The 21,353-nt window shown below is 68.8% G+C and carries 22 protein-coding genes and 1 pseudogene; 11 read left to right on the top strand and 12 right to left on the bottom strand.

Features of this window, described 5'->3' with window-relative positions; translation table 11 throughout:
• The first annotated feature begins 27 nt into the window (after window positions 1-27).
• On the top strand, window positions 28-1,098 hold the full coding sequence (recA, locus tag IPG65_RS04915; RefSeq protein WP_293188147.1) for a recombinase RecA: 1,071 nt from the start codon (window positions 28-30) through the stop codon (window positions 1,096-1,098).
• Window positions 1,099-1,196: 98 nt separating this feature from the next.
• The gene (gene recX / locus IPG65_RS04910; RefSeq protein ID WP_293188146.1) at window positions 1,197-1,661 is read left to right on the top strand and encodes a recombination regulator RecX; all 465 of its coding nucleotides are present in this window, start codon (window positions 1,197-1,199) and stop codon (window positions 1,659-1,661) included.
• Between the two features lie 5 nt (window positions 1,662-1,666).
• Here recX and argC read toward each other — a convergent pair whose 3' ends face one another.
• A complete protein-coding gene (gene argC, locus IPG65_RS04905; RefSeq protein WP_293188145.1) occupies window positions 1,667-2,578 on the bottom strand; it encodes an N-acetyl-gamma-glutamyl-phosphate reductase in 912 nt (303 codons plus the stop codon).
• 179 nt (window positions 2,579-2,757) lie between these two features.
• Here argC and sucC point away from each other — a divergent pair, with 179 nt between their 5' ends.
• The 6 genes and pseudogenes from sucC (at window position 2,758) to IPG65_RS04875 (ending at window position 9,504) form a co-directional block, all read left to right on the top strand.
• Complete coding sequence (gene sucC, locus IPG65_RS04900; RefSeq protein WP_293188144.1) at window positions 2,758-3,918, top strand: ADP-forming succinate--CoA ligase subunit beta; 1,161 nt, start codon at window positions 2,758-2,760, stop codon at window positions 3,916-3,918.
• An 11-nt stretch (window positions 3,919-3,929) separates the two neighbouring features.
• The gene (gene sucD / locus IPG65_RS04895) at window positions 3,930-4,823 is read left to right on the top strand and encodes a succinate--CoA ligase subunit alpha (protein ID WP_293188143.1); all 894 of its coding nucleotides are present in this window, start codon (window positions 3,930-3,932) and stop codon (window positions 4,821-4,823) included.
• 115 nt (window positions 4,824-4,938) lie between these two features.
• On the top strand, window positions 4,939-5,649 hold the full coding sequence (locus tag IPG65_RS04890) for a TerC family protein (RefSeq protein ID WP_293188142.1): 711 nt from the start codon (window positions 4,939-4,941) through the stop codon (window positions 5,647-5,649).
• A 22-nt stretch (window positions 5,650-5,671) separates the two neighbouring features.
• Window positions 5,672-6,273, top strand: a pseudogene (locus IPG65_RS04885) (protein phosphatase).
• Between the two features lie 178 nt (window positions 6,274-6,451).
• Window positions 6,452-8,728, top strand: a complete 2,277-nt coding sequence (locus tag IPG65_RS04880) for a CHASE2 domain-containing protein (RefSeq protein ID WP_293188141.1) — start codon at window positions 6,452-6,454, stop codon at window positions 8,726-8,728.
• Window positions 8,725-9,504, top strand: a complete 780-nt coding sequence (locus tag IPG65_RS04875; protein WP_293188140.1) for a 3',5'-cyclic-nucleotide phosphodiesterase — start codon at window positions 8,725-8,727, stop codon at window positions 9,502-9,504. Before IPG65_RS04880 ends, IPG65_RS04875 begins: the two co-directional genes overlap by 4 nt.
• A 672-nt stretch (window positions 9,505-10,176) precedes the next feature.
• Here the strand turns inward: IPG65_RS04875 and IPG65_RS04870 are convergent.
• The 3 genes from IPG65_RS04870 to IPG65_RS04860 all read right to left on the bottom strand — a co-directional run bounded on the left by IPG65_RS04870 (window position 10,177) and on the right by IPG65_RS04860 (window position 12,117).
• Window positions 10,177-10,686 (bottom strand): pilin, encoded by a 510-nt coding sequence (locus IPG65_RS04870; protein WP_293188139.1) that lies wholly within the window; start codon window positions 10,684-10,686, stop codon window positions 10,177-10,179.
• Between the two features lie 349 nt (window positions 10,687-11,035).
• Window positions 11,036-11,257, bottom strand: coding sequence for a hypothetical protein (locus IPG65_RS04865; RefSeq protein WP_293188138.1), 222 nt, complete (start codon window positions 11,255-11,257; stop codon window positions 11,036-11,038).
• Window positions 11,258-11,346: 89 nt separating this feature from the next.
• Window positions 11,347-12,117 carry a VOC family protein gene (locus IPG65_RS04860; RefSeq protein WP_293188137.1) on the bottom strand — a complete coding sequence of 257 codons (771 nt, stop codon included), beginning with the start codon at window positions 12,115-12,117 and terminating at the stop codon, window positions 11,347-11,349.
• Between the two features lie 196 nt (window positions 12,118-12,313).
• On the opposite strand from IPG65_RS04860, the gene IPG65_RS04855 reads away from it, so the two are divergent.
• Entirely contained in the window at window positions 12,314-13,156 is an 843-nt protein-coding gene (locus IPG65_RS04855; RefSeq protein WP_293188136.1) for a glycine zipper 2TM domain-containing protein, read from the top strand.
• 72 nt (window positions 13,157-13,228) lie between these two features.
• On the opposite strand, the gene IPG65_RS04850 is transcribed toward IPG65_RS04855, so the two are convergent.
• The 4 genes from IPG65_RS04850 to IPG65_RS04835 form a co-directional block, all read right to left on the bottom strand.
• Window positions 13,229-13,543, bottom strand: coding sequence for a chaperone modulator CbpM (locus IPG65_RS04850; RefSeq protein WP_293188135.1), 315 nt, complete (start codon window positions 13,541-13,543; stop codon window positions 13,229-13,231).
• 20 nt (window positions 13,544-13,563) lie between these two features.
• Window positions 13,564-14,565 (bottom strand): DnaJ C-terminal domain-containing protein, encoded by a 1,002-nt coding sequence (locus IPG65_RS04845; RefSeq protein ID WP_293188134.1) that lies wholly within the window; start codon window positions 14,563-14,565, stop codon window positions 13,564-13,566.
• Between the two features lie 97 nt (window positions 14,566-14,662).
• Entirely contained in the window at window positions 14,663-15,577 is a 915-nt protein-coding gene (locus IPG65_RS04840) for a DMT family transporter (protein ID WP_293188133.1), read from the bottom strand.
• 174 nt (window positions 15,578-15,751) lie between these two features.
• Window positions 15,752-16,255, bottom strand: a complete 504-nt coding sequence (locus IPG65_RS04835; RefSeq protein ID WP_293188132.1) for a flavin reductase family protein — start codon at window positions 16,253-16,255, stop codon at window positions 15,752-15,754.
• A gap of 62 nt (window positions 16,256-16,317) precedes the next feature.
• On the opposite strand from IPG65_RS04835, the gene IPG65_RS04830 reads away from it, so the two are divergent.
• The gene (locus IPG65_RS04830; protein ID WP_293188131.1) at window positions 16,318-17,109 is read left to right on the top strand and encodes an alpha/beta fold hydrolase; all 792 of its coding nucleotides are present in this window, start codon (window positions 16,318-16,320) and stop codon (window positions 17,107-17,109) included.
• 127 nt (window positions 17,110-17,236) lie between these two features.
• Here the strand turns inward: IPG65_RS04830 and IPG65_RS04825 are convergent, their stop codons facing one another.
• Both IPG65_RS04825 and IPG65_RS04820 read right to left on the bottom strand, forming a co-directional pair.
• Window positions 17,237-17,659 carry a universal stress protein gene (locus IPG65_RS04825; RefSeq protein WP_293188130.1) on the bottom strand — a complete coding sequence of 141 codons (423 nt, stop codon included), beginning with the start codon at window positions 17,657-17,659 and terminating at the stop codon, window positions 17,237-17,239.
• Window positions 17,660-17,732: 73 nt separating this feature from the next.
• Window positions 17,733-18,560, bottom strand: coding sequence for a metallophosphoesterase (locus IPG65_RS04820; RefSeq protein ID WP_293188129.1), 828 nt, complete (start codon window positions 18,558-18,560; stop codon window positions 17,733-17,735).
• 167 nt (window positions 18,561-18,727) lie between these two features.
• On the opposite strand from IPG65_RS04820, the gene IPG65_RS04815 reads away from it, so the two are divergent.
• Window positions 18,728-18,910 (top strand): hypothetical protein, encoded by a 183-nt coding sequence (locus tag IPG65_RS04815; protein ID WP_293188128.1) that lies wholly within the window; start codon window positions 18,728-18,730, stop codon window positions 18,908-18,910.
• Window positions 18,911-19,064: 154 nt separating this feature from the next.
• On the opposite strand, the gene IPG65_RS04810 is transcribed toward IPG65_RS04815, so the two are convergent.
• Complete coding sequence (locus IPG65_RS04810; RefSeq protein WP_293188127.1) at window positions 19,065-20,942, bottom strand: phosphoenolpyruvate carboxykinase (GTP); 1,878 nt, start codon at window positions 20,940-20,942, stop codon at window positions 19,065-19,067.
• A gap of 224 nt (window positions 20,943-21,166) precedes the next feature.
• Window positions 21,167-21,304 (bottom strand): hypothetical protein, encoded by a 138-nt coding sequence (locus IPG65_RS04805; RefSeq protein ID WP_293188126.1) that lies wholly within the window; start codon window positions 21,302-21,304, stop codon window positions 21,167-21,169.
• Between the last annotated feature and the right edge of the window lie 49 nt (window positions 21,305-21,353).

The following is a 21,353-nucleotide window of genomic DNA, read 5'->3' as shown; positions in this document are numbered from 1 at the left end:
ACCCATTGACTCATAAGGAGAATTTCCATGGACATGGCCGTCAAGAACAAAGCCGACCAAGGCGAGAAGGCCAAGGCCCTGCAGGCCGCGCTGGCGCAGATCGAGAAGCAGTTCGGCAAGGGCACCATCATGCGCCTGGGCGAGGGCGAGGCCATCGCGGACATCCAGGTCGTCTCCACCGGCTCGCTGGGCCTGGACATCGCCCTCGGCGTGGGCGGCCTGCCGCGCGGCCGGGTGGTCGAGATCTACGGCCCCGAATCGTCGGGCAAGACCACGCTCACGCTGCAGGTCATCGCCGAGATGCAGAAGCAGGGCGGCACCTGCGCCTTCATCGACGCCGAGCACGCGCTGGACACCGGCTACGCCGAAAAGCTGGGCGTGAACCTGCACGACATGCTCATCAGCCAGCCCGACACCGGCGAGCAGGCGCTGGAGATCGTCGATTCGCTGGTGCGCTCGGGTGCGGTGGACCTGGTGGTGATCGACTCGGTCGCCGCGCTCACGCCCAAGGCCGAGATCGAGGGCGAGATGGGCGACAGCCTGCCCGGCCTGCAGGCGCGCCTGATGAGCCAGGCGCTGCGCAAGCTCACCGCCACCATCAAGAAGACCAACTGCATGGTCATCTTCATCAACCAGATCCGCATGAAGATCGGCGTCATGTTCGGCAGCCCCGAGACCACCACCGGCGGCAACGCGCTGAAGTTCTACGCCTCGGTGCGGCTGGACATCCGGCGCATCGGCACCATCAAGAAGGGCGACGTGGCCATCGGCAACGAGACCAAGGTGAAGGTGGTCAAGAACAAGGTCAGCCCGCCCTTCAAGACGGCCGAGTTCGACATCCTCTTCGGCGAGGGCATCTCGCGCGAGGGCGAGATCATCGACATGGGCGTGGCCGCCCGCATCGTCGAGAAGAGCGGCGCCTGGTATGCCTACGGCGGCGAGAAGATCGGCCAGGGCCGCGACAACGCGCGCGAGTTCCTGCGCGAGAACCCCGACCTGGCGCGCGAGATCGAGAACAAGGTGCGCGACTCGCTGGGCATCGCCGCGCTGCCGCCGGCCATGGCGGCGCCCGCAGCCGGGGACGGCGAGGCGGGGTGAGCGGTGGCCGGGCGGCAATATTTTGATGAAATATGCCAACATCTCGCATGGAATATGCGTCATAAACTATTGAATTAGTAGCATTTTGGGGTGAAGCCGTGGCCACCCAGCCCCTGTCATTGAAGGGCCGCGCGCTGCGTCATCTGGCGGCGCGGGAGCACTCGCGCGCCGAACTGCTGGCCAAGCTCGCGCCCCATGTGATCCCGCCCGACGACGACGCCACGCTGGCGCGTGTGCTGGACGAGCTGACCGCCAAGGGCTTCATCAGCGAGGCGCGCGTGGCGCAATCCGTGCTGCACCGCCGCGCCGGCCGCCTGGGCGCGGCGCGCGTGCTGCAGGAGCTGCGCGCCAAGGGCCTGTCCGGCGAGGTGCTGGAAGACGCCGCCGAGCAGTTGCGCGGTACCGAGCTGGCGCGCGCGCGCGAAGTCTGGCGCCGCAAGTTCGGCGTGCCGCCGCAGGAGGCCGCCGAACGCGCGCGCCAGATGCGCTTTCTGGCCGGGCGCGGGTTCTCGGGCGACGTGGTGCGGCGCGTGGTGAGCGGCGCGGACGACGGGATCGACTGAAGCGGCTACACGCCCAGCATCAGCCGCAGGTTCTGCACCGCGGCGCCGCTGGCGCCCTTGCCCAGGTTGTCCAGGCGCGCCACGGCCACGGCGTGGCCGGCGTCCTCGTTGCCGAAGACGCGGATTTCCAGCCGGTTGGTGTCCTTCAGCGCCACCGCGTCCAGCTTGCCCGACTCGGGTGCGTCCTCCACCGTCACCCATTCGGCGCCGGCGTAGTGGGCGCGGTACGCCTGCAGCAGCCGATCCAGCGTGGGGCGGCCCGGCAGGGTGTCCAGGTGCAGCGGCAGCTCGACCAGCATGCCCTGGTCGAAGTTGCCCACGGCCGGGATGAAGATGGGGCGGCGCGCGAGGCGGGCGTACTTCATGATCTCCGGCAGGTGCTTGTGCTTGAGCCCCAGCGCGTACAGCTCGTAGGGCGGCGCGCCGCCGGCCTCGTAGGCTTCGATCATCTGCCGCCCGCCGCCCGTGTAGCCGCTCACCGAGGGCAGCGCCAGCGGGTGGTCGGGCGGCAGCACGCCGGCATCGACCAGCGGGCGCAGCAGCGCGATGGCGCCGGTGGCGTAGCAGCCGGGGTTGGATACGCGCTCGGCCTGCTGCACGGCGGCGCGCTGGCCGGGGCACAGCTCGGGAAAGCCGAAGGTCCAGCCCTCGGCCACGCGGTGGGCGGTGCTGGCGTCGATGATGCGGGGCCGGCGGCCGTGCAACTGGTCGATCATGGCCACGGACTCGCGCGCCGCGTCGTCGTGCAGGCACAGGATGACCAGGTCGACGCCGGCCATGATCTCGCGCTTGGCCTCGGGGTCCTTGCGGCGCGCCGGATCGATGCTGACCAGTTCGACGCCGGCCATATTCTGGAGCCGGTCGCGGATCTGCAGGCCGGTGGTGCCGGCCTCGCCGTCGATGAAGATTTGGGCCATGGCGGTGGTGTTTCTCGAAGGGTTTCCAGGGGCTGCTGGTCAGGCCGGCGGGGCCCCGATGCGCCGCATCTGGTGCATCGCAGCATGATACATTCGTGACCCGCTATGCGGGCCAAGCGGGTGCCGGCCACCGCGGCCGGGCTTGCCCGCCCATTCCTATTCCACTCCAGAGGGGCCTCATGAAAATCCACGAGTACCAGGGCAAGGAGATCCTGCGTCAATTCGGCGTGCCCGTCCCGCGCGGCATTCCGGCGTTCACCGTTCAAGAAGCCGTCGAGGCGGCGCAAAAACTCGGCGGCCCCGTGTGGGTGGTCAAGGCCCAGATCCACGCCGGCGGCCGCGGCAAGGGCGGCGGCGTCAAGGTGGCCAAGAGCGTCGAGCAGGTCAGGGAACTGGCCGGCCAGATCCTGGGCATGCGGCTGGTCACCCACCAGACCGGTCCCGAAGGCCAGAAAGTCCGGCGTCTGTACATCGAGGACGGCGCCGACATCCAGAAAGAGTACTACCTCTCCCTCGTGACCGACCGCGCCACGCAGAAGGTGGCCTTCATCGCCTCCAGCGAAGGCGGCATGGACATCGAGGAAGTGGCCCACAGCACGCCCGAGAAGATCGTCAAGGTCTTCGTCGACCCGCTGCAGGGCATGACGACCGCCGAAGGGCAGGAACTGGCCCAGGGCGTGGGCATGCCCGCCGACTCGGTGGCGCAGTTCATCGACGTGTGCCGCAAGCTCTACAAGTGCTACATGGACACCGACGCCTCGCTGGTCGAGATCAACCCCCTCAACCGCGACGGCAAGGGCAACATCATTGCCCTGGACGCCAAGTTCAACTTCGACAGCAACGCGCTGTTCCGCCACCCCGACATCGTGGCCCTGCGCGACCTGGACGAGGAAGACCCGGCCGAGGTCGAGGCCAGCAAGTTCGACCTGGCCTACATCAGCCTGGACGGCAACATCGGCTGCCTGGTCAACGGCGCCGGCCTGGCCATGGCCACCATGGACACCATCAAGCTGTTCGGCGCCGAGCCGGCCAACTTCCTCGACGTGGGCGGCGGCGCCACCCCCGAGAAGGTGACCGAGGCCTTCAAGATCATGCTCAAGAACCCGAAGGTCAAGGCCATCCTGGTCAACATCTTCGGCGGCATCATGAAGTGCGACACCATCGCCACCGGCGTCATCACCGCCAGCCGCGCGGTCGATCTGAAGGTGCCGCTGGTGGTGCGCATGAAGGGCACCAACGAGGAGCTGGGCAAGAAGATGCTGGCCGAGTCGGGCCTGCCCATCATCAGCGCCGACACCATGGCCGAGGCGGCGCAAAAAGTCGTCGCCGCCGTCAAGTAAGGAGCCCTTCCATGTCCATCTACATCAACAAAGACACCAAGGTCATCACCCAGGGCATCACGGGCAAGACGGGCCAGTTCCACACCGAGAAGTGCCAGGAATACGCCAACGGCAAGCACTGCTTCGTGGCCGGCGTGAACCCCAAGAAGGCCGGCGAGAAGATCTTCGACATCCCCATCTTCGCCAGCGTCAAGGAAGCCGCCCAGAACACCGGCGCCACCGTCAGCGTGATCTACGTGCCGCCCGCCGGCGCCGCCGCCGCCATCTGGGAAGCCGTCGAGGCCGACTTGGACCTGGCCATCTGCATCACCGAGGGCATCCCCGTGCGCGACATGCTCGAAGTGCGCAACAAGATGCGGGCCAAGGAAGCCGCCGGCGGCAAGAAGACGCTGCTGCTGGGCCCCAACTGCCCCGGCCTGATCACCCCCGACGAGATCAAGATCGGCATCATGCCCGGCCACATCCACAAGAAGGGCCGCATCGGCGTGGTCAGCCGCTCCGGCACGCTGACCTATGAAGCCGTGGCGCAGCTCACCGAGCTGGGCATCGGCCAGTCCACCGCCGTGGGCATCGGCGGCGACCCGATCAACGGCCTGAAGCACATCGACGTGATGAAGGCCTTCAATGACGATCCCGATACCGACGCCGTCATCATGATCGGGGAGATCGGCGGTCCGGACGAGGCCGACGCCGCCCGCTGGTGCAAGGCCCATATGAGAAAGCCCATCGTCGGCTTCATCGCCGGCGTCACCGCCCCGCCCGGCAAGCGCATGGGCCACGCCGGTGCGCTGATCAGCGGCGGCGCCGACACGGCCGATGCCAAGCTGGCCATCATGGAGGAGTGCGGCTTCACCGTCACGCGCAATCCGTCCGAGATGGGCAAGCTGCTCAAGGGCCTGCTGTAGGCCGACGGCGCCCCGCACGCCGCGCGGCGCCGCATTTGCTCAGCCGGACCCCTTGCGCGGGTGATCCGGCTGTATTATTTGCGGCGCTCCCCAATCGCTAGAAAAAGAGACGAACGTGGAAGAACTCCTCACAGCCCATTTTTGGGTGGCCGTCGGCCAGATCATCATGATCGACATCCTGCTCGGCGGCGACAACGCGGTGGTGATCGCGCTGGCCTGCCGGCGGCTGCCGCCGGCGCAGCGCACCAAGGGCATCATCTGGGGCACGGTGGGCGCCATCATCCTGCGGGTGATCCTGATCGCCTTTGCTCTTGCGCTGCTGCAGGTTCCGTATCTCAAGCTCGTCGGCGCGCTGCTGCTGATCTGGATCGGCGTCAAGCTGATCGCGCCCGAGGACGAGGGCGGGCATGGCGACATCCAGTCCAGCGACAGGCTTTGGGCCGCGGTCAAGACCGTCATCGTCGCCGACCTGGTGATGAGCGTGGACAACGTCATCGCCATCGCCGGGGCCGCGCAGGGCGCGGGCGAGCAGCACCAGATGGCGCTGGTGATCTTCGGCCTGCTGGTCAGCATCCCGATCATCGTCTGGGGCAGCCAGCTGGTGCTCAAGCTGATGGACCGCTTCCCGATCATCATCACCGCCGGCGGCATGCTGCTGGGCTGGATCGCCGGCACCATGGCCCACTCCGATCCGGCGCTGGTGCCTTACCTCCCGCAGGACAAGGGGTGGCACTACGCCCTGGGCATTGCCGGCGCGTTGCTGGTGCTGGCCATCGGCAAGGTGGTCCAGAACCGGCGTTCGCCGCCCCCTGCCAGCGCGGCGTGACTTGGCGCCGGGCCCGCCGCCCATGCAATTGGAGCACTGCGCGCTGACCGACGTCGGGCGCCTGCGGGCCAACAACGAGGATGACGTCAGGGTTGATGCCGTCCATGGCGTGGCCGTACTGGCCGATGGCATGGGGGGCTGCAACGCCGGCGAGGTGGCCAACGCGCTGGCGGTGGACCTGATCGCGGGCGATGGAGATCTGCGTGGACAACGCCAACCGCGCCATCTTCGAGGCCGCCAACACCCACGAAGCCTACGCCGGCATGGGCATCACCCCGGTGACGGGCCACGTGGGCGATTAGCGTGGCCTGATCACGCCGCAGGAGGCCGCGCTTTCCGGCTTCGCAGCTTGGTGACGCGCGCCCTGTGCGTGGAAGACACGGTGCTGCTGGACATGCAGTCGGCGATATCCTCCGGCTGTGTTCCGAAGGCCTGACCGACATGGTGCCCGACGAGGACATCGGCGCGGTGCTGGCGGGCGCCGCGCCGCCGCAGGCCAAGGGCCAGCGGTTGATCGACCTGGCCAACGCCCATGGCGGGCGCGACAACGTATCGGTGGTGCTCATGCGTGGCGGCGAAACGTCAAAAAAGTCCGGGGTCATGGCGAAATCGTGGACAAAATAAGCACGGGATGCGCCGCTGACGCGTTATCTTCCGGGGCCTCATCCAGAACTACAAGCCAGCGCACCAGCAGAGTCAGGGAGCTCGTGCGTGCCCAAGTTGATCGTCTCGATCGAATTCACGGATCGCTAGCTCTCCGGCGGCGGCCGGCACGCTGACCCCCGCTTTTAGCGCCGCAACCATGTCCTGGCTCGCAGCCCTCCGGCGCCACCGCTTGCGTGTGCTGGCCACGGCCGCGCTGTCGCTACTGGCGATGCTTCACGCCGCCGGGGCGTGGAGCCTGCCCGCGCTGCACCGCCTGGACGAAGCGCTGTACGACCTGCGCCTGCGCCTGACCATGCCGCGCACGCTGGACGAACGCGTCGTGATCATCGACATCGACGAACGCAGCCTGTCCCAGCTGGGCCAGTGGCCCTGGAACCGCCAGCGCGTGGCCGCCCTGGTGCGCGAGCTGACCGAGCGCCAGCAGGTGGCTGTGCTGGGCCTGGACACGGTCTTCGCCGAGCCGGACCGCAGCTCCGGGCTCCAGCAACTGCGGCACCTGGCGCGCACCGAGCTGAAGGACGACCCCGAACTCGGCCGCTGGCTGGAGCGCCACGGCGGCGCGCTGGATGAAGACAGCGCCCTGGCCCGTGCTGTGTCGCAGCGCCCGGTGGTGCTGGGCTACTACTTCACCGGCGACCGGCAGGGGCGGCGCTCCGGCGTGCTGCCGCCGCCGGCAGCGGGCCTGGAGCCTCCCCCCGGCATGCTGCACTGGGATGGCTATGGCGCCACCATCGCTCCGCTCGCGGCGGCAGCCGGCGCTGGCTTCATCAACGCGCTGATCGACCCCGACGGACGCGTGCGCGCGGTGCCCTTGCTGGCCGCGTTCGATGACGGCCTCTACGAGTCGCTCGCCCTGGCCATGCTGCGTCAGGGCCTGGGCCGCTCGCCGCTGCAGCTGCAGCTTCAGCAACCGGATGGCCAATCGTCCGGCGCCTTGAGCGCGGTGACGGTGGCGGACGGTTCGCGCCGGCTGAGCATTCCCGTGGACGCCCGGGGTACCGCCCTGGTGCCTTACCGGGGGCCGGGCGGGCCGCGGGGCGGCTCGTTCCGCTACATCCCGGCGGTGGACGTGCTGCAGGGCCAGCTTCCCCCCGGCAGCCTGAAAGGCCGCTACGCGCTGCTGGGCTTCACGGCCCCTGGGCTCATGGATTTGCGCGCCACGCCGATCGGCGAAACCTATCCCGGCGTCGAGGTGCATGCCAACCTCATCTCCGGCATGCTGGATGGGCGCGTGCTCAGCCGGCCGCACGACAGCTCCGGCCACGAAGCCCTGCTGCTGCTGGCCTTGGGCACGCTGCTCACCCTCGTGCTGCCGCTGCGGCGCCTGGGCGGTGCGCTGGCGCTGGGGCTGGCGCTGGCCGCCGCCCTGGCCGCGCTCGACGCCGGGCTGTATTTCGGCGCCGGCCTGATGCTGCCGCTGGCGACGGCGCTGGTGCTCACCGCGTCGGCGTTGGTCGTCAACCTGGCGCTGGGCTACTTCATTGAAAACCGCGCCAGGCGTGAACTGGCCCAGCAGTTCGCCACCTACGTTCCGCCCGAGCTTGTGCGCCAGATGCTGCGCCACCCCGAGCGCTATGGCATGCAGGCGCGCGCGCAGGAACTCACCGTGATGTTTTGCGACCTGCGCGGCTTCACCGGCCTGTCGGAAACCATGGAACCGCTGGCGCTGCAGGCCCTGCTGGGCGACGTGCTCAGCCGCCTTAGCCACGTCATCCGCGCGCACCAGGGCACCATCGACAAGTACATGGGCGACTGCATCATGGCCTTCTGGGGTGCGCCCGTGGCCACCGGCGAACACGCCCGCCGCGCCGTCGATGCCGCGCTGGCCATGAGCGACGCCCTGCGCGCCTTCAACCTCGAGCGCGCAGCCACCGGGCAGGCGCCGGTGGCCGCCGGCATCGGCCTCAACACCGGGCTCATGTCCGTCGGCAACATGGGCTCCGACCTGCGGCGCGCCTACACCGTCATCGGCGACGCCGTCAACCTGGCTTCCCGGCTGGAGGGCCTGTCCAGCGTCTACGGCGTCGATCTCGTCGCCAGCGATGCCACCAGGGCACAGGCCGCGCCGGCAGGCCACGTCTGGCAGGAACTCGACCGCGTGCGCGTCAAGGGCAGACAACAGGCGGTTACCATCCACACCGTGCGCGCATCCGCTGGCGGACTCACGTTCGTGCTGAAGGCCGAACTGGATCTCTGGCAGCAGGCGCTGGTTGACTGGCGCGGGGGAGTTCCTTCGCTGCCGTGCAAAAGTTCACGACTTGCACCAGCAAAATGCCAACTTTGCCCTTTACCAACTGTATGGCGAGAGGGTAGCCTTCTGCCTCGCATCGCCACCCGGCCTCGACTGGGACGCCACGGCGGTGTTCGACGCCAAGTAGCGCAAGATGTAAGGCAAAGAGGGCTTCACTCATGAAGGTGCGCGTACTGGGCTGTTCCGGCGCCATCGCCCGCGACTGCAGAACCACTGCGTTCCTGATCGATCAGGACACGCTGATCGACGCCGGCACCGGCGTCGGCGACCTCACGCGCGAGGAGATGCTGCGCATCGACGACGTGTTTCTCACCCACGCGCACCTCGACCACATCGCCTGCCTGCCGCTGATGGTGGACACCATCGCCTCGGGCCGCGCCGGCCGGCCCCTGCGCGTGCACGCGCTGCCCCATACCCTCGCCGCGCTGCGCCAGCACGTCTTCAATGACCTCATCTGGCCAGACTTCACTCGCCTGCCCTGTCCCGATGCCCCGCTGCTCACCTTCCACCCCATTGACATCGGCGCCACCCGCCAGGTGCACGGCCGTGACATCGAGGTGCTGCCTGCCATCCACACCGTGCCCGCCGTCGGCTACGCCGTGCGCGAGGCGCGCCATCAGGCGCCTTGGTGGATCTTCAGCGGCGACACCGAGCGCAACCCCGACTTCTGGCGCCGCGTCAACCAGCTCGACGTCGGCGTCCTCGTCATCGAGACCGCCTTCAGCAACCGCGAGAGCGAACTGGCCCGCCTGGCCCTGCACCTGTCCCCCGCCGCCCTTGCGGACGAACTGGCGCACATCGACTCCGCCCGTCGCTATCCCATCTTCATCACCCACACCAAGCCTGCCGAGACCGAGGCCATCATGCGGGAGATCGGGCAGCTCGACCACGCGCACGACATCCGCTGGCTGAGTGCTGGGCATGTGTTCGAGTTGTAGCGCGGTGCTTCAATCCCCGTCCGACTGACCTACCCTCTCGGCGTGCGCGTGGAGGGCTGGCACCTCAAACCCCACATCATGACCACGGCTCGCACGTTGCTCGGCAGGTCTGCCAGGCAGGCCAGCGCGCCGCACGGCCTTGCGCCAAGTTCCAGCGCTACGGACTGCGTTGGGGGGCGGTGCTGACCATGCTCGACTGGAAGTGGGCGCCTCAGCTAATTGCCGCTACTCTGCGGCCAGCTCGAGCGCCACTTGTCCCACGAAACCATCTACACCGCCATCCACGCGCAGCCACGGTGAGCTGCGCCGCCAACTCATCGCCTGCGTGCGCCAGGGCCGCGGCACGCGCTGCCGGCCAAGATGTAGGACGTCGCGGCGACCTCGGCGTTGGCGGGCGTCATATCCAAGCTCAATTCGATTGCTGGGTCGATGCCTGACCTATGACCAAGGGAAGGAGATGAGCAACCACCGGTAACTGGCGCTGAACACGGGCGTGGAGGCCTATTTCTGCGATCCGCACAGCCCTGGCAGCGCGGTACCTGCGCGAACACCAACGAGAGCAAATGAGCGTTCTGATCGAACAAGAAAGGCGATGCGCTATCAAGCCATCGCCCTTCCTCGTGCATGCCGAAGTTCGGGGGCTTCGGAGTGATTTTCAGCAGTTCGAACTACTTAGTTGCCGCGGCAGGAGGCAGGTAGATATTTTATATCCATCGGATCCGTGGCACCAGGACCACACACCCATTTGAAAATAGTTGCGCCCACATCGGTGTTGGCAAGCGCTGTGGTGTCATTCGCATAGGGCGTGAGCAAAATGGATTTTCCCGCCGCAGCCTTCAAATCAGGTGCGTTCGCAGCGGCGCGCGTCCTAACCGTCACTTTGCCATCGTTCGCCGTTGTGACGTTGAGAACGTATTTGGTAGGGGCGCTGGAATCCGCACCAGCCGCATCACCAGCCTCACAGCCCCATTTGTTGGCATCTGGCAGGGTGGTGCCCTTGACACTTTGAACAGTTTCAGTGACGCTGGTACGGCACTGCGAAGCGGCCAGGATCACTTCAGACACCTTGGCGCGAATCGCGTAATCTTGATAAGCTGGCAGCGCTACTGCAGCCAAGATACCGATGATCGCCACGACGATCATCAGTTCGATCAGTGTAAAACCTTTTTGAATCGCTTCCATTTCTCAATTCCTTCCATGAAGAGTGAGCAGTTCAGACTCGGAGATTTTGCCTGCGTTTCTGGTGCGTCGCCGCACGCCCAGTCTGCTAGCAGGCCGCATGCCAGTCGGCGATACAGGTTCCATGGCAGCAAAAGCGTGAAAAATTGCACACACCCAGAACAGCAAGTGACAATTTGCGTCAGCCGGAATCGGGCAGAGGTGGCGACAAAATGTGTCAAATTTGATGCAAAGACGGCGTTTTGACAAAAATTCTCGCGAGCGGCATGATGGCAATTGAAGGTCTCGACCAGCCGCAGTGCGAGGTAGAGATATAGCACAGCCTTATCCAACAGACTTCTCGAACAGGCACTCACATCGCCCGGGGTATCGCTCGACGAGGCGAATCAGCACGCGGCTTGAGCGCTTGGTGATGAGCAGGTAGCAGGTGTTCACGCAGCGCCATCAATTCCTTGGCCGTGATTTCCGGCGCCAAGTCCATTTCTACCTCATGCGTGTATAAGCTTTGCTGGTCAGCGCGCGCATTCGACACGGCATTGAAACCATCGGCAATTTTTGAAAACAGATTCCACATTTTCCTTCGGCGAAAGAGGCAATTGGGTGGAGGAGAATTTCCCTGCTCATTCTCTCCATGCATGCCGCACGCTTGCCAGTGAGGCCGTCTCAAACCGCGCTCAGCAAAAACCGCACACCGCCGATCATCACCGCGTTGCCATCGCAGCGGCAGCCGCCCGACAGCGCGGCCGATTGGATGGTGCCCATATCCACGACCTCCAGATCGATCTCGGCCAGCCCTTCGCCACGGCCATCCCGCGGCGGGATGAAGCGCAGCACGGCGTTGTCCACGTCCACGCGCCAGTTCCCCGGGCCGTCGCCGTGGACGGGCCGGTCCAGAATCTCGCCCCAGCGCCGCGCGAGCCGTTCGGGGTCGTCGCTCTGCAGCGCCGCTCCGGCTACACGCTTCACGCGCGCCGTGCTCACGTGGTCCTGCCAGTGCGACCCCGCCGGCGCATAGGGGCCGTGCGGGTCGGCGCCGCCGCGCATGGTGTTGATCTCCAGCAGCGCGCCGCCGACGTCGCGCGGGTGCAGTTGCAGGCCCGCGTAGTCGCCGTGGGCGAGGTCCGCCGCGATGCGCACGCCCGCACCGGCGACGCGGGTGCGCCAACGCGACAGCTCGTCGGTGTCGAGGATCACCATGTAGCCCCCGTCGCCGGCCCGGCGTTCCAGGCGGCGGCCTGCGGCGGTGCCCTCGGTCAGAGGAGCCACGACTTCCAGAAAGCCCGTGCCGATGGGCAGTACAGCGTTGCGGAGGCCGAAGTGCCCGACCAGTGGGTCGCGGTGGCAGACCTGCAGGGCGAACACGGCCGCCAGGTCGTCCACGACCGGCTCCAGGTCACGGGCGACGAGGCAGAGTTGGCGCAGGCGAAGGAACATGCGTGTTTTCTTCGGGTGCATTCAGTTTGGCATGCGGCGGTTTCGGCATCACGGGCACTGGCGGCCTCCATTCAGTTGTGAAGCGCGGGTAAAGCCTGTCCTCCGCGCCGCCGCTGCGTTCGTTGGGGGCAGGTGCGCGCCGGTAAAGAGTCCATCCGCCGTGGCGCGCACAGAAAGCCAGGTCCCTATGAACCCCATGAACATTCTCGCTGCTGTCACGCCCCGCGCCCTGGGGCTCGCCATGCTCGCGCTGGCGGCCCCAGGGGTTTTTGCGCAATCGATGGTGAATGCCCGGGTGCTCTCGGCCATGCCGGTCCATGAGGCCGTGCCGGTGGGCGGCTGCGCGCCGGGCACGGGGGCGGCGCCTTCAGGCGTGGGGACGGCCGTGGGCGCGCTGGTGGGCGGGCTGATCGGTAGCCAGCTCGGCAAGGGCAGCGGCCACATCGCGGGTGCCATCCTGGGCACGGTGGGCGGTGCGGCGCTGGGCAACACGGCCGAGGCGCAGCAGCGCTACTACGGCGGCGGCTGCGCCACCCAGTACCAGAACCGCGTGACCGGCTACGACGTGGCCTACGAATGGGGCGGCCGGCAGTACCACACCCGCATGGCGTACAACCCCGGCCCGTGGCTGCAGGTGCCGGCGCCCGCCGACTACCACGGCGAGCCGGGGCCTGACGCGTATGGAATGGACGGCGGCTACGGCGCCACGCCGTACCCGCAGGTGCAGGCCTACCCCGTGACGCCGCCGCCGAGGGCGGGCTACCCGCTGCCGGCCTATCCCGCTGCGGGCGAGTCGTCGGGCGTGGTGACGGCGCCGCCCGGTGCGGTGTATGGCGGGACGTATCCGTATCCGTACCCGCAGCCGGCGTACCCCGCGCCGGGCTACCCGCAGGCGTATCCGCAAGGCTATCCCCCGCCGGTCCACGCGCGCCCGGCGCCGGTCTACGTGACGCCGGTGGGCATCAGCCTGTCGGTCGGCGGCGGGTTCGGCCATCACGGCCGGGGTGGCTGGAGCGTGGGTGTCGGCAGCGGGTGGTGACGGCTGCTCGAATAGCTTCTGTTTTGATAGCTGTTCAAGCAATACGGGCGCTGGCTGAGGCCTGATTCAGCTTCAAATCTCCTGCAGGCGCCGCCGCAGCCGCGCGACTTCTTCCATCAGGTCGGTGGCCAGTGCGGCCAGTTGCGGGTCGGCGTCGTAGATGTGCTCCAGCTGCGCGATGCGGCGCGCGCGCACCAGCGCGGCGCCCGTGAAGCGCCACTCGGTGGCGGCCTGTCCGCGCTGCGGCTGCAGCACGCCGGCTTCCACGTGTGTCAGCACCCACTCGGTGGTGACGCGGCTGCCGCGCGCCAACTCGTGCAGGCTGAGGGCGTCGTCGTCGAGCAGTTCCACCAGTTCGGCGGGGATGGTGATGGGCGTCGGGGCCATGGTCGAAGCTCTCCTTGCTGTCAGGCGCGGCGCGGGTCGAAGCCGGGGTAGGCGGCGGCCAGCGCGCTCCAGGCCGCCTTCTGCGCGTCGGTGACGGCGCCGGGCACGGCGATGTCCAGCGCCAGGTACAGGTCCCCCGGCGCGCTGGCCGACGGGATGCCGCGCCCCTTCAGGCGCAGCTTGCGCCCGCCGCCGGAGCCGGCGGGCACCGTCACCTCGACCTCGCCGCCGTCGGGGGTGGTCACGGGAACGCCGGCGCCCAGGGCCGCCTCCCACGGCGTCACGCGCAGGCGCTGGGTGACGTCGCGGCCGTCGATCTGCCACCGAGGATCGGGGCGGAAACGCACCTCCAGCAGCAGGTCGCCGGCCGGACCGCCGCCCGCGCCGGGGCTGCCCTGGCCGGCCAAGCGGATCAACTGGCCTTCCTTCACGCCCCGCGGAATCTTGACCTGCAGCGTGCGCTCCTCGGGCACCACGCGCCCGCCCTCGTCCAGCCGCGCGCCGCGCAGGGTGATGTGGCGCTCGGCGCCCTTGTAGGCGTCGATCAGCTCCAGCTCGATGCGGGCGTGGTGATCTTCGCCGCGCATCTGCGCCTGCGCGCCGCCGCCTGCGGCGTGGGTGCGGCGGCCGGCCTGCGCGCGGCCAAACATCTGCTCGAAGAACTCGCTGAAGTCGCCGCTGTCGCCGCCGAACTGAGCGCGGAAGGCGTCGGCGTCCCCGTGGCCGGCGCCGTCCGAGAACTCATAGCCCGTGTTCCAGCCCGGCGGCGGGCGCACGTCGTCGCCCGAGCGCGCGCCGCGCGCCCAGGCCTGCGCGCCCACGGTGTCGTAGGCGGCGCGCTTCTCGGCATCGCCCAGCACGGCGTAGGCCTCGTTGACCTCGGCCATGCGCTGGTCGGCTTCCGGCTCCTTGCTCACGTCGGGGTGGTAGCGGCGCGCGAGCTTGCGGTACGCCTTCTTCACGTCGTCCTGGCTGGCCGACTTGTCAACGCCGAGGATCTGGTAGTAGTCCTTGAATTCCATGGAGGAGTTGCCTTCCTGGCGCCAAAGTCACACCCTGCGTGCGCGGCGCCGCTGTTCCCAGGATGGGGCCGCCGCGCCCGATTTGCAACCGGCCACGTCAGCCTTTCGGTGCCGCCGGCCGGCGGTTGACCAGCACGATGCCCGCCGCCACCAGTGCCAGCGCCGCCACCAGGCCGGGGGTGACGGGCTCTTTCAGCCACAGCGCGCCAGCGGCCAGCGCGAAGATCGGCGTGAGGAAGACGAAGGCCGCCACCTTGGTCGCCGGGTAGCGCACCACCAGCCACGTCCACGCCAGGTAGCTGGCGAAGGCGCCGACCACCGTTTGCAGCGCCACCGAGGTGGCGGCGAAGGCGCTCCAGTGCCCGTCCCAGCGCTCGCCCAGCGCCAGCGACAGCAGCGGCAGCGCCACGGCGCTCACCGCCACCGAATAGAACAGCGCCTTCTCGGCGGACACGCGCGCCAGGGCGGTGGCGCGGATGACCACCGTGGTCAGGCCCCACAGCAGGCCGGCGACCAGCCCCAGCAGGTCGCCCTGCCACGAGGCGCCGGCGCCCGGGTGGGTGAAGCCCTCGCGCAGCGTGAACACCACCGCCGCGAAGGCGCAGGCCAGCCCGCCCCACTGCACCGAGCGCAGCCGCTCGACGGGCACGAACAGCGGCAGCAGCAGCGCCACCCAGAACGGCGAGGTGTACAAAAAGACCGTCAGCCGCGACGCCGTGGTGCGCTGCAGCCCCAGGTAGATGGCGGCGAACTCCGTCGCGAACAGCGCGCCGGCCAGCAAGCCCGAGCTCAGCGAGCCATCGCGTTCGAACAGCGCCACCCCGCGCCAGCGGCACCACAGCCACAGCAGCGCGACCGCGCCGGCAAAGCGCACGCCGGCCTGGAACACCGGCGGCAGTTCGGGCAGCGTGGCCTTGACCAGCACCTGCTGCACGCCCCAGAACAGGCAGCACGCCAGCAGCAGCGCCACGGCGCGGCCGTCCAGGTGGTCCTTGCGCGCCGGCGGATTCAATGCCGCCGCCTCACTGCGCGTCCCGCGACCCGCAGCGCACGAAGCCGAACGAATCCGAAGGCCGCGGAGCAGGCCAGGCCAGCGACCGCCGTGGCCGGGCTTGGCCTGGCCAGTGGCGGTGCCCCCTTGCGCAGGGAGGAGGAACAACGCGCAGCGTGTGGAGCCTGGGGGTGGTCACAGCTCATGTTCGGTGTAGAAGCGCCCGCCGTGGAACAGCAGCGGCGCCGCGCCGCGCTGGTGGTCGCAGTGCTCCACCTGGCCGACGAAGATCACGTGGTCGCCCTCGGCGTAGCGGCTCTTGTTGAAGCACTCGAAGTGCGCCACCGCGCCCTCGATCAGCGGCGCGCCGGCCACGCCGGGGCGCCAGGCCACGCCGTCCCAGCGGTCGCCCGCCGGCGCGGCGAAGCGCAGCGCCAGCTCCTGCTGCCCGGCGCCCAGCACGTTGATGGCGTAGTGCGTGCCGGCGCGGAACGCCGGCATCGACAGCGAGCGGGTGCTCAGGCTCCACAGCACCAGCGGCGGATCGAGCGAGACCGAGTTGAAGGAGTTGGCCGTCAGCCCCATCAGCTCGCCCCCGGCGGTGCGCAGGGTAATGATGGTCACGCCGGTGGCGAACATGCCCAACGCGGCACGGAACTCGGTGGGCGAAAACGGGGCGGTCTGGCGGGGCAGGGTCATGGGGCGCGGCCATGATAGCAAGCAGGCCCCGCCCCGCCCCCGCGCGGGCGTACCATGGGCGCATGCCGCCGCTGCCCACCTTCACCACGCTCGGCCACGGGCCGGTGGTGCTGATGCTGCACGGCTCGGGCGGCGGCTTCCGCTCCTTCGCGCCGCAGGTCGAGACCCTGGCCAGCCTGGGCTTTCGCGCCGTGGCCTGGGACATGCCGGGCTACGGGCACAGCGCGCCGGTCGAGCCCTACGGCTTCAAGGGGCTGGCCGAGCGCTGCGTGGCGCTGATCGAGGCGCTGGCGCCGCCCGGCGGCCAGGTGGCATTGGTCGGGCAGGGCATGGGCGGCATGGTGGCGCAGGAAGTGGCTCTGCGCCGCCCCGACCTGGTGCGCCAACTGGTGCTGGCCGCCACCGCGGCGGCGGTGGCCGAGGGCGACGCCTACGACCGCCACGCCGCCCGGTGCCTGAACTGGCTGCAGGCCGGTCCGGACCTGGAGGCGATCGCGCAGACCCTGCTGCCGCGCCTGGTCGGCCCCGGCGCGCTGCCGGAAGGGGTGCGGCTGGCCACGTTCTGCCAGGCCCGGGTGCACGCCGCCACCTGGCGCCGCGCGCTGGCGGCCCTGCGCGGCTTCGACCGCCGCGCCGCGCTGGGCCACATCCACGCCCCGACGCTGCTGGTGGCGGGCGCGCACGACCGCGTCACGCCGCCGGCCACCCTGCGCGTGATGGCCGACGCCATCGGCGGCAGCCGCTGTGTGGCGCTGCATGGCGCGGGCCACTTGCCGCACCTGGAGCAGCCGGAGGATTTCGACGCGCTACTGCTGGACTTCCTGCGGCACGCCCAGCCGGCGCCGTTGCATTGAGGCGGTGGGTTGAGAATGCTATTTGATTGATAGCTTCCAACGCAGGTTGGACGCTGGCTGAGGCCGGATTTGGCTTGAAATCTCGCCCCTGGCCCGGCCGGCCCCCGGCCGGGGGCGCTAAGGAGGTTCAGCGGATCAGCATCACCGGCACGGTGCAGTGGGCCAGCACCTTGGTGGCGACCGAGCCCATCACCAGGTTGGTCAGCGAGCCGTGGCCGTGCGAGCCCATCACCACCAGGTCGAACCTGCCGGCCTCGGCGAACTTGGCGATGGTCTCGCCGGCGGGGCCGATCTTCGAGGCGGTCTTGAGCCTGACGTCGTGGCGCAGGAGGAACTTGCTCACCGGGTCCAGCACCTTGGCCGCTTCTTCGGCGTAGTAGGCGTCCACCGTCTCCTTGCCGAGGGCGGAGCGGGCGCGCGGCGGCAGGGCGCCGTGCACGGTGAGGGCGGTGAACTCGTTGTGGCCGGCCAGGATCTCCAGGTGGGTGGCCAGGTAGGCCAGCATCTTCTTGGTGTAGCGGCTGCCGTCGACGGCCAGAAGGATCTTCATGGGGCTTCCTCGCAAAAGGTCGGGTTGAGCGCCGACTGTATCGCTCCGACGCGGGGGGCGCGCGTGACGTGCGTCAAATTTCCAGCGCCAGCGCCGGCACGAAAGCGGCCTGCTCGCCCTTGCGGGCGTAGCCCAGCGGGTTGGCGACCACGCGGCAGCGGCCGGCGCGGTAGTCGATGGCGCAGTGCAGGTGCCCGTGCAGCCACAGGTCGGCTTGCGGCAGCAGCTCGTCCAGCGCGTTGCAGAAGCCCGCCGTGCCGGGCGTGAGGCCGTAGCGCGGGTCGGCGCTGCGCAGGCTGGGCGCGAAGTGGGTGACGACGACGGTGCGGCCGTCGAAGGGCTCGGCCAGCGCGGCGCGCAGCCAGTCCTGGCAGGCCAGCGCCTGCTCGCGCACCTGCTCGGCCAGCCAGGGCTGGCCGCCGCGCGTGGTGGCGGCCTGGCGCAGGTAGTGGTTGGCGGCGCGGAAGGCCTTGCCGCGCGCCGCCAACTGATCGCCCAGCGTGGCCGTGGGGCCGCGCGGGACCAGGGCGTCGAAGTCGCTCCACAGCGTGGTGCCGATCAGGCGCACGCCCTGCATCACCAGGGTCTCGCGCTCCAGCCAGACGATGCCCAGCCGGTCGCAGGTGGCGCGCAGGCGCGCGTGCGTGGCGTCGAAGTCGAGGCTGTCGTATTCGTGGTTGCCGGGCACGTAGACCACCGGCACGGGCCAGCCGGCCTGGGTGGGCAGGGGCGAGAAGCGCGCCAGCCCGAAGTCGGCGTCGCCCAGCGCCGGCAGCCGGGAGCCGCGCTGGTACGAGCCGATGTCGCCCGCCAGCACCAGCAGGTCGGCGCCGGGCGCGGGCTGGGGGACGAAGCCGGGGTTCTGTTCCAGGTGCAGGTCGGACAGGAGCTGGATGTTCATGGGACGCGGGGCAAGAGCCGGGGCGCCAGTTTGTCACGCTGGCGCCGTGGGCTGGCTCGATTGGAGTGCAGACTCTAGGGGTAAACCCTATGTTTGATCTAGAATGTCGTCATCGGCCTTGCGCCATTTCAAGAGGGCGCCGACCCGGCAACGGCGGCGCGATGCACATGATGAATCTGTTGACGATCTACCTGTCGGTCTTCGCGCGCGAGTGCGCCGACGTGGCCAGGCAGCGCGTGAGCGTGGCCTCCAGCCTGATGGAGCGTGCCGACGCCTGCGCCGGGCGCGACCCCACGCGCGCCGCCGACCTGCGCAGCGCCGCCATGGCCTACCTGGGCGTGGTGCGCTGAGCCCGATAAGCTGAGAATACTCCTGTTTTAATAGCTATAAGAGAAATCCCCATGCGGGCTTGAGGCCAAAATGGCATAAAAAGACGGCTCCGCGCAACGCGGAGCCGTTTTTGCGTTTCGAGCACGGCGAAACCGGCACGGGGCCGGTGCGGCGTCAGGCCGTGGCCGCCAGGCGCTGCTCCATGGCCGACTTGGTGTCGGCCAACCGCCGCGGCAGGCCGTGGGCGAGCTGGGTGAACAGCTCCTCGTGCAGCTTGAACTCCTGCGCCCACGCGTCCTTGTCCACGCTGGTGACGGTGGTGAACTGCTCGGGCGTGAAAGCCAGGCCGGTCCAGTTGATCTCGCCATATTGCGGCGTGACGCCGAACATGGTCTGCTGGCCGGCGACGCGGTTCTCGGCGCGGTCGATGATCCACTTGAGCACGCGCATGTTCTCGCCGTAGCCGGGCCAGACGAACTTGCCACCCTCGTCCTTGCGGAACCAGTTGACGCAGTAGATGCGCGGCAGCTTGGCGCCCGCGTCCTTCAGCCGGTCGCCCAGCGCCAGCCAGTGGCCGAAGTAGTCGGCCATGTTGTAGCCGCAGAAGGGCAGCATGGCGAAGGGGTCGCGCCGCACCACGCCCTGCTGGCCGAAGGCGGCGGCGGTGGTTTCGCTGCCCATGGTGGCGGCCATGTAGACGCCCTCGGTCCAGTCGCGCGCCTCGGTCACCAGCGGCACCGTGGTGGAGCGGCGGCCGCCGAAGATGAAGGCGTCGATCGGCACACCCGCCGGGTCGTCCCAGGCCGGGTCGAGCGCCGGGTTGTTGGTGGCGGCGACGGTGAAGCGCGCGTTGGGGTGCGCGGCCTTGCGGCCGGCCTTGGCGTCCTCGGGCGTCCAGTCCTGGCCCTGCCAGTCGATCAGGTGCGCGGGCAGGCCGCCGGTGTCCTTCTCGATGCCTTCCCACCACACGTCGCCGTCGTCGGTGAGGGCGACGTTGGTGAAGATCACGTTCTCATGCAGGCTGGCCATGCAGTTGGGGTTGGTCAGCGTGTTGGTGCCGGGCGCGACGCCGAAGTAGCCCGCCTCGGGGTTGATGGCGTACAGCCGGCCGTCGGCGCCGGGCTTGATCCAGGCAATGTCGTCGCCGATGGTGGTGACCTGCCAGCCGTCGAAGCATGCCGGTGGCACCAGCATGGAGAAGTTGGTCTTGCCGCAGGCGCTGGGGAAGGCGGCGGCGACGTGGTACTTCTTGCCTTCGGGTGAAGTGACGCCCAGGATCAGCATGTGCTCGGCCAGCCAGCCCTGGTCCTGCCCCATGCGCGAGGCGATGCGCAGGGCGAAGCACTTCTTGCCCAGCAGGGCGTTGCCGCCGTAGCCGGAGCCGTAGGACCAGATCTCGCGCGTCTCGGGGTAGTGGACGATGTACTTGACGCCGGGGTTGCAGGGCCAGCTCGTGGCGTCCTTCTGGCCGGGCTGCAGCGGCGCGCCCACCGTGTGCACGCAGGGCACGAACTCGCCGTTCTCTCCCAGCACCTCGATGGCGCCCTGGCCCATGCGGGTCATCAGCTTCATGTTGACGGCCACGTAGGCGCTGTCGGACAGCTCCACCCCGATGTGGGCGATGGGGCTGCCCAGCGGGCCCATGCTGAAGGGGATGACGTACATGGTGCGCCCGCGCATGCAGCCGTCGAACAGCGGCTCCAGCTTGGCGCGCATCTCGGCCGGTGGCGTCCAGTTGTTGGTGGGGCCGGCGTCTTCCTGGCGCTCGGAGCAGATGAAGGTGCGGTCCTCCACGCGCGCCACGTCCGACGGGTCGGAGCAGGCCAGGAACGAGCCCGGGCGCCGGGCCGGGTTGAGCTTCTTGAAGGTGCCGGCATCGACGAGCTGCTGGCACAGCCGGTCGTACTCGGCCGCGCTGCCGTCGCACCAGTGCACGTGGTCGGGCTTGCACAGGGCCACCATGTCGCCGACCCAGGCGATCAGCCGGGCGTTCTTGACGTAGTCGGGCGTGTTCAGATCCTGGATCTGCCCGGGGGTGAGGGGTGCGTTCATCGAAAAGCTCCTAGTTTGAAAATCGTCTTTCCGAAGGCGGCACCGGCCTTGGGAAAGAGGACTTCGCGTCGGGCCCGTTCGATCGGCGCGGCCAGGGCGTCGCCAGGGAGGCGGCCGGCCGGCCGCCGGTGCCTGGCGGAACGGCTGTTTTGCTATTTATTTGGTAGCTTTTGGCGTAGACGGGATGCGGGCCGCGTCCGGATTTCGCTTGAAAACCGCGGCCTTCAGGCCAGGTTCACGGCGATGAAGGCCAGCAGGAAGATCATGATGGCCCCGGCCACCGGGATGACCACGGGGATGTGCTTGGTCACGGCTTCGACCGGGTCTTCGGGCAGGTGGTCGTCGTGGGCGGGCGCGGACATGGCAGGGACCTCTCGGAACGGTTTCTTGGACGGATGAAGGGCTAATTTT

The organism is Ottowia sp. (assembly GCF_016703145.1).
GTDB lineage: Bacteria > Pseudomonadota > Gammaproteobacteria > Burkholderiales > Burkholderiaceae_C > Ottowia.
This window is presented reverse-complemented; position numbering and strand designations above follow the sequence as displayed.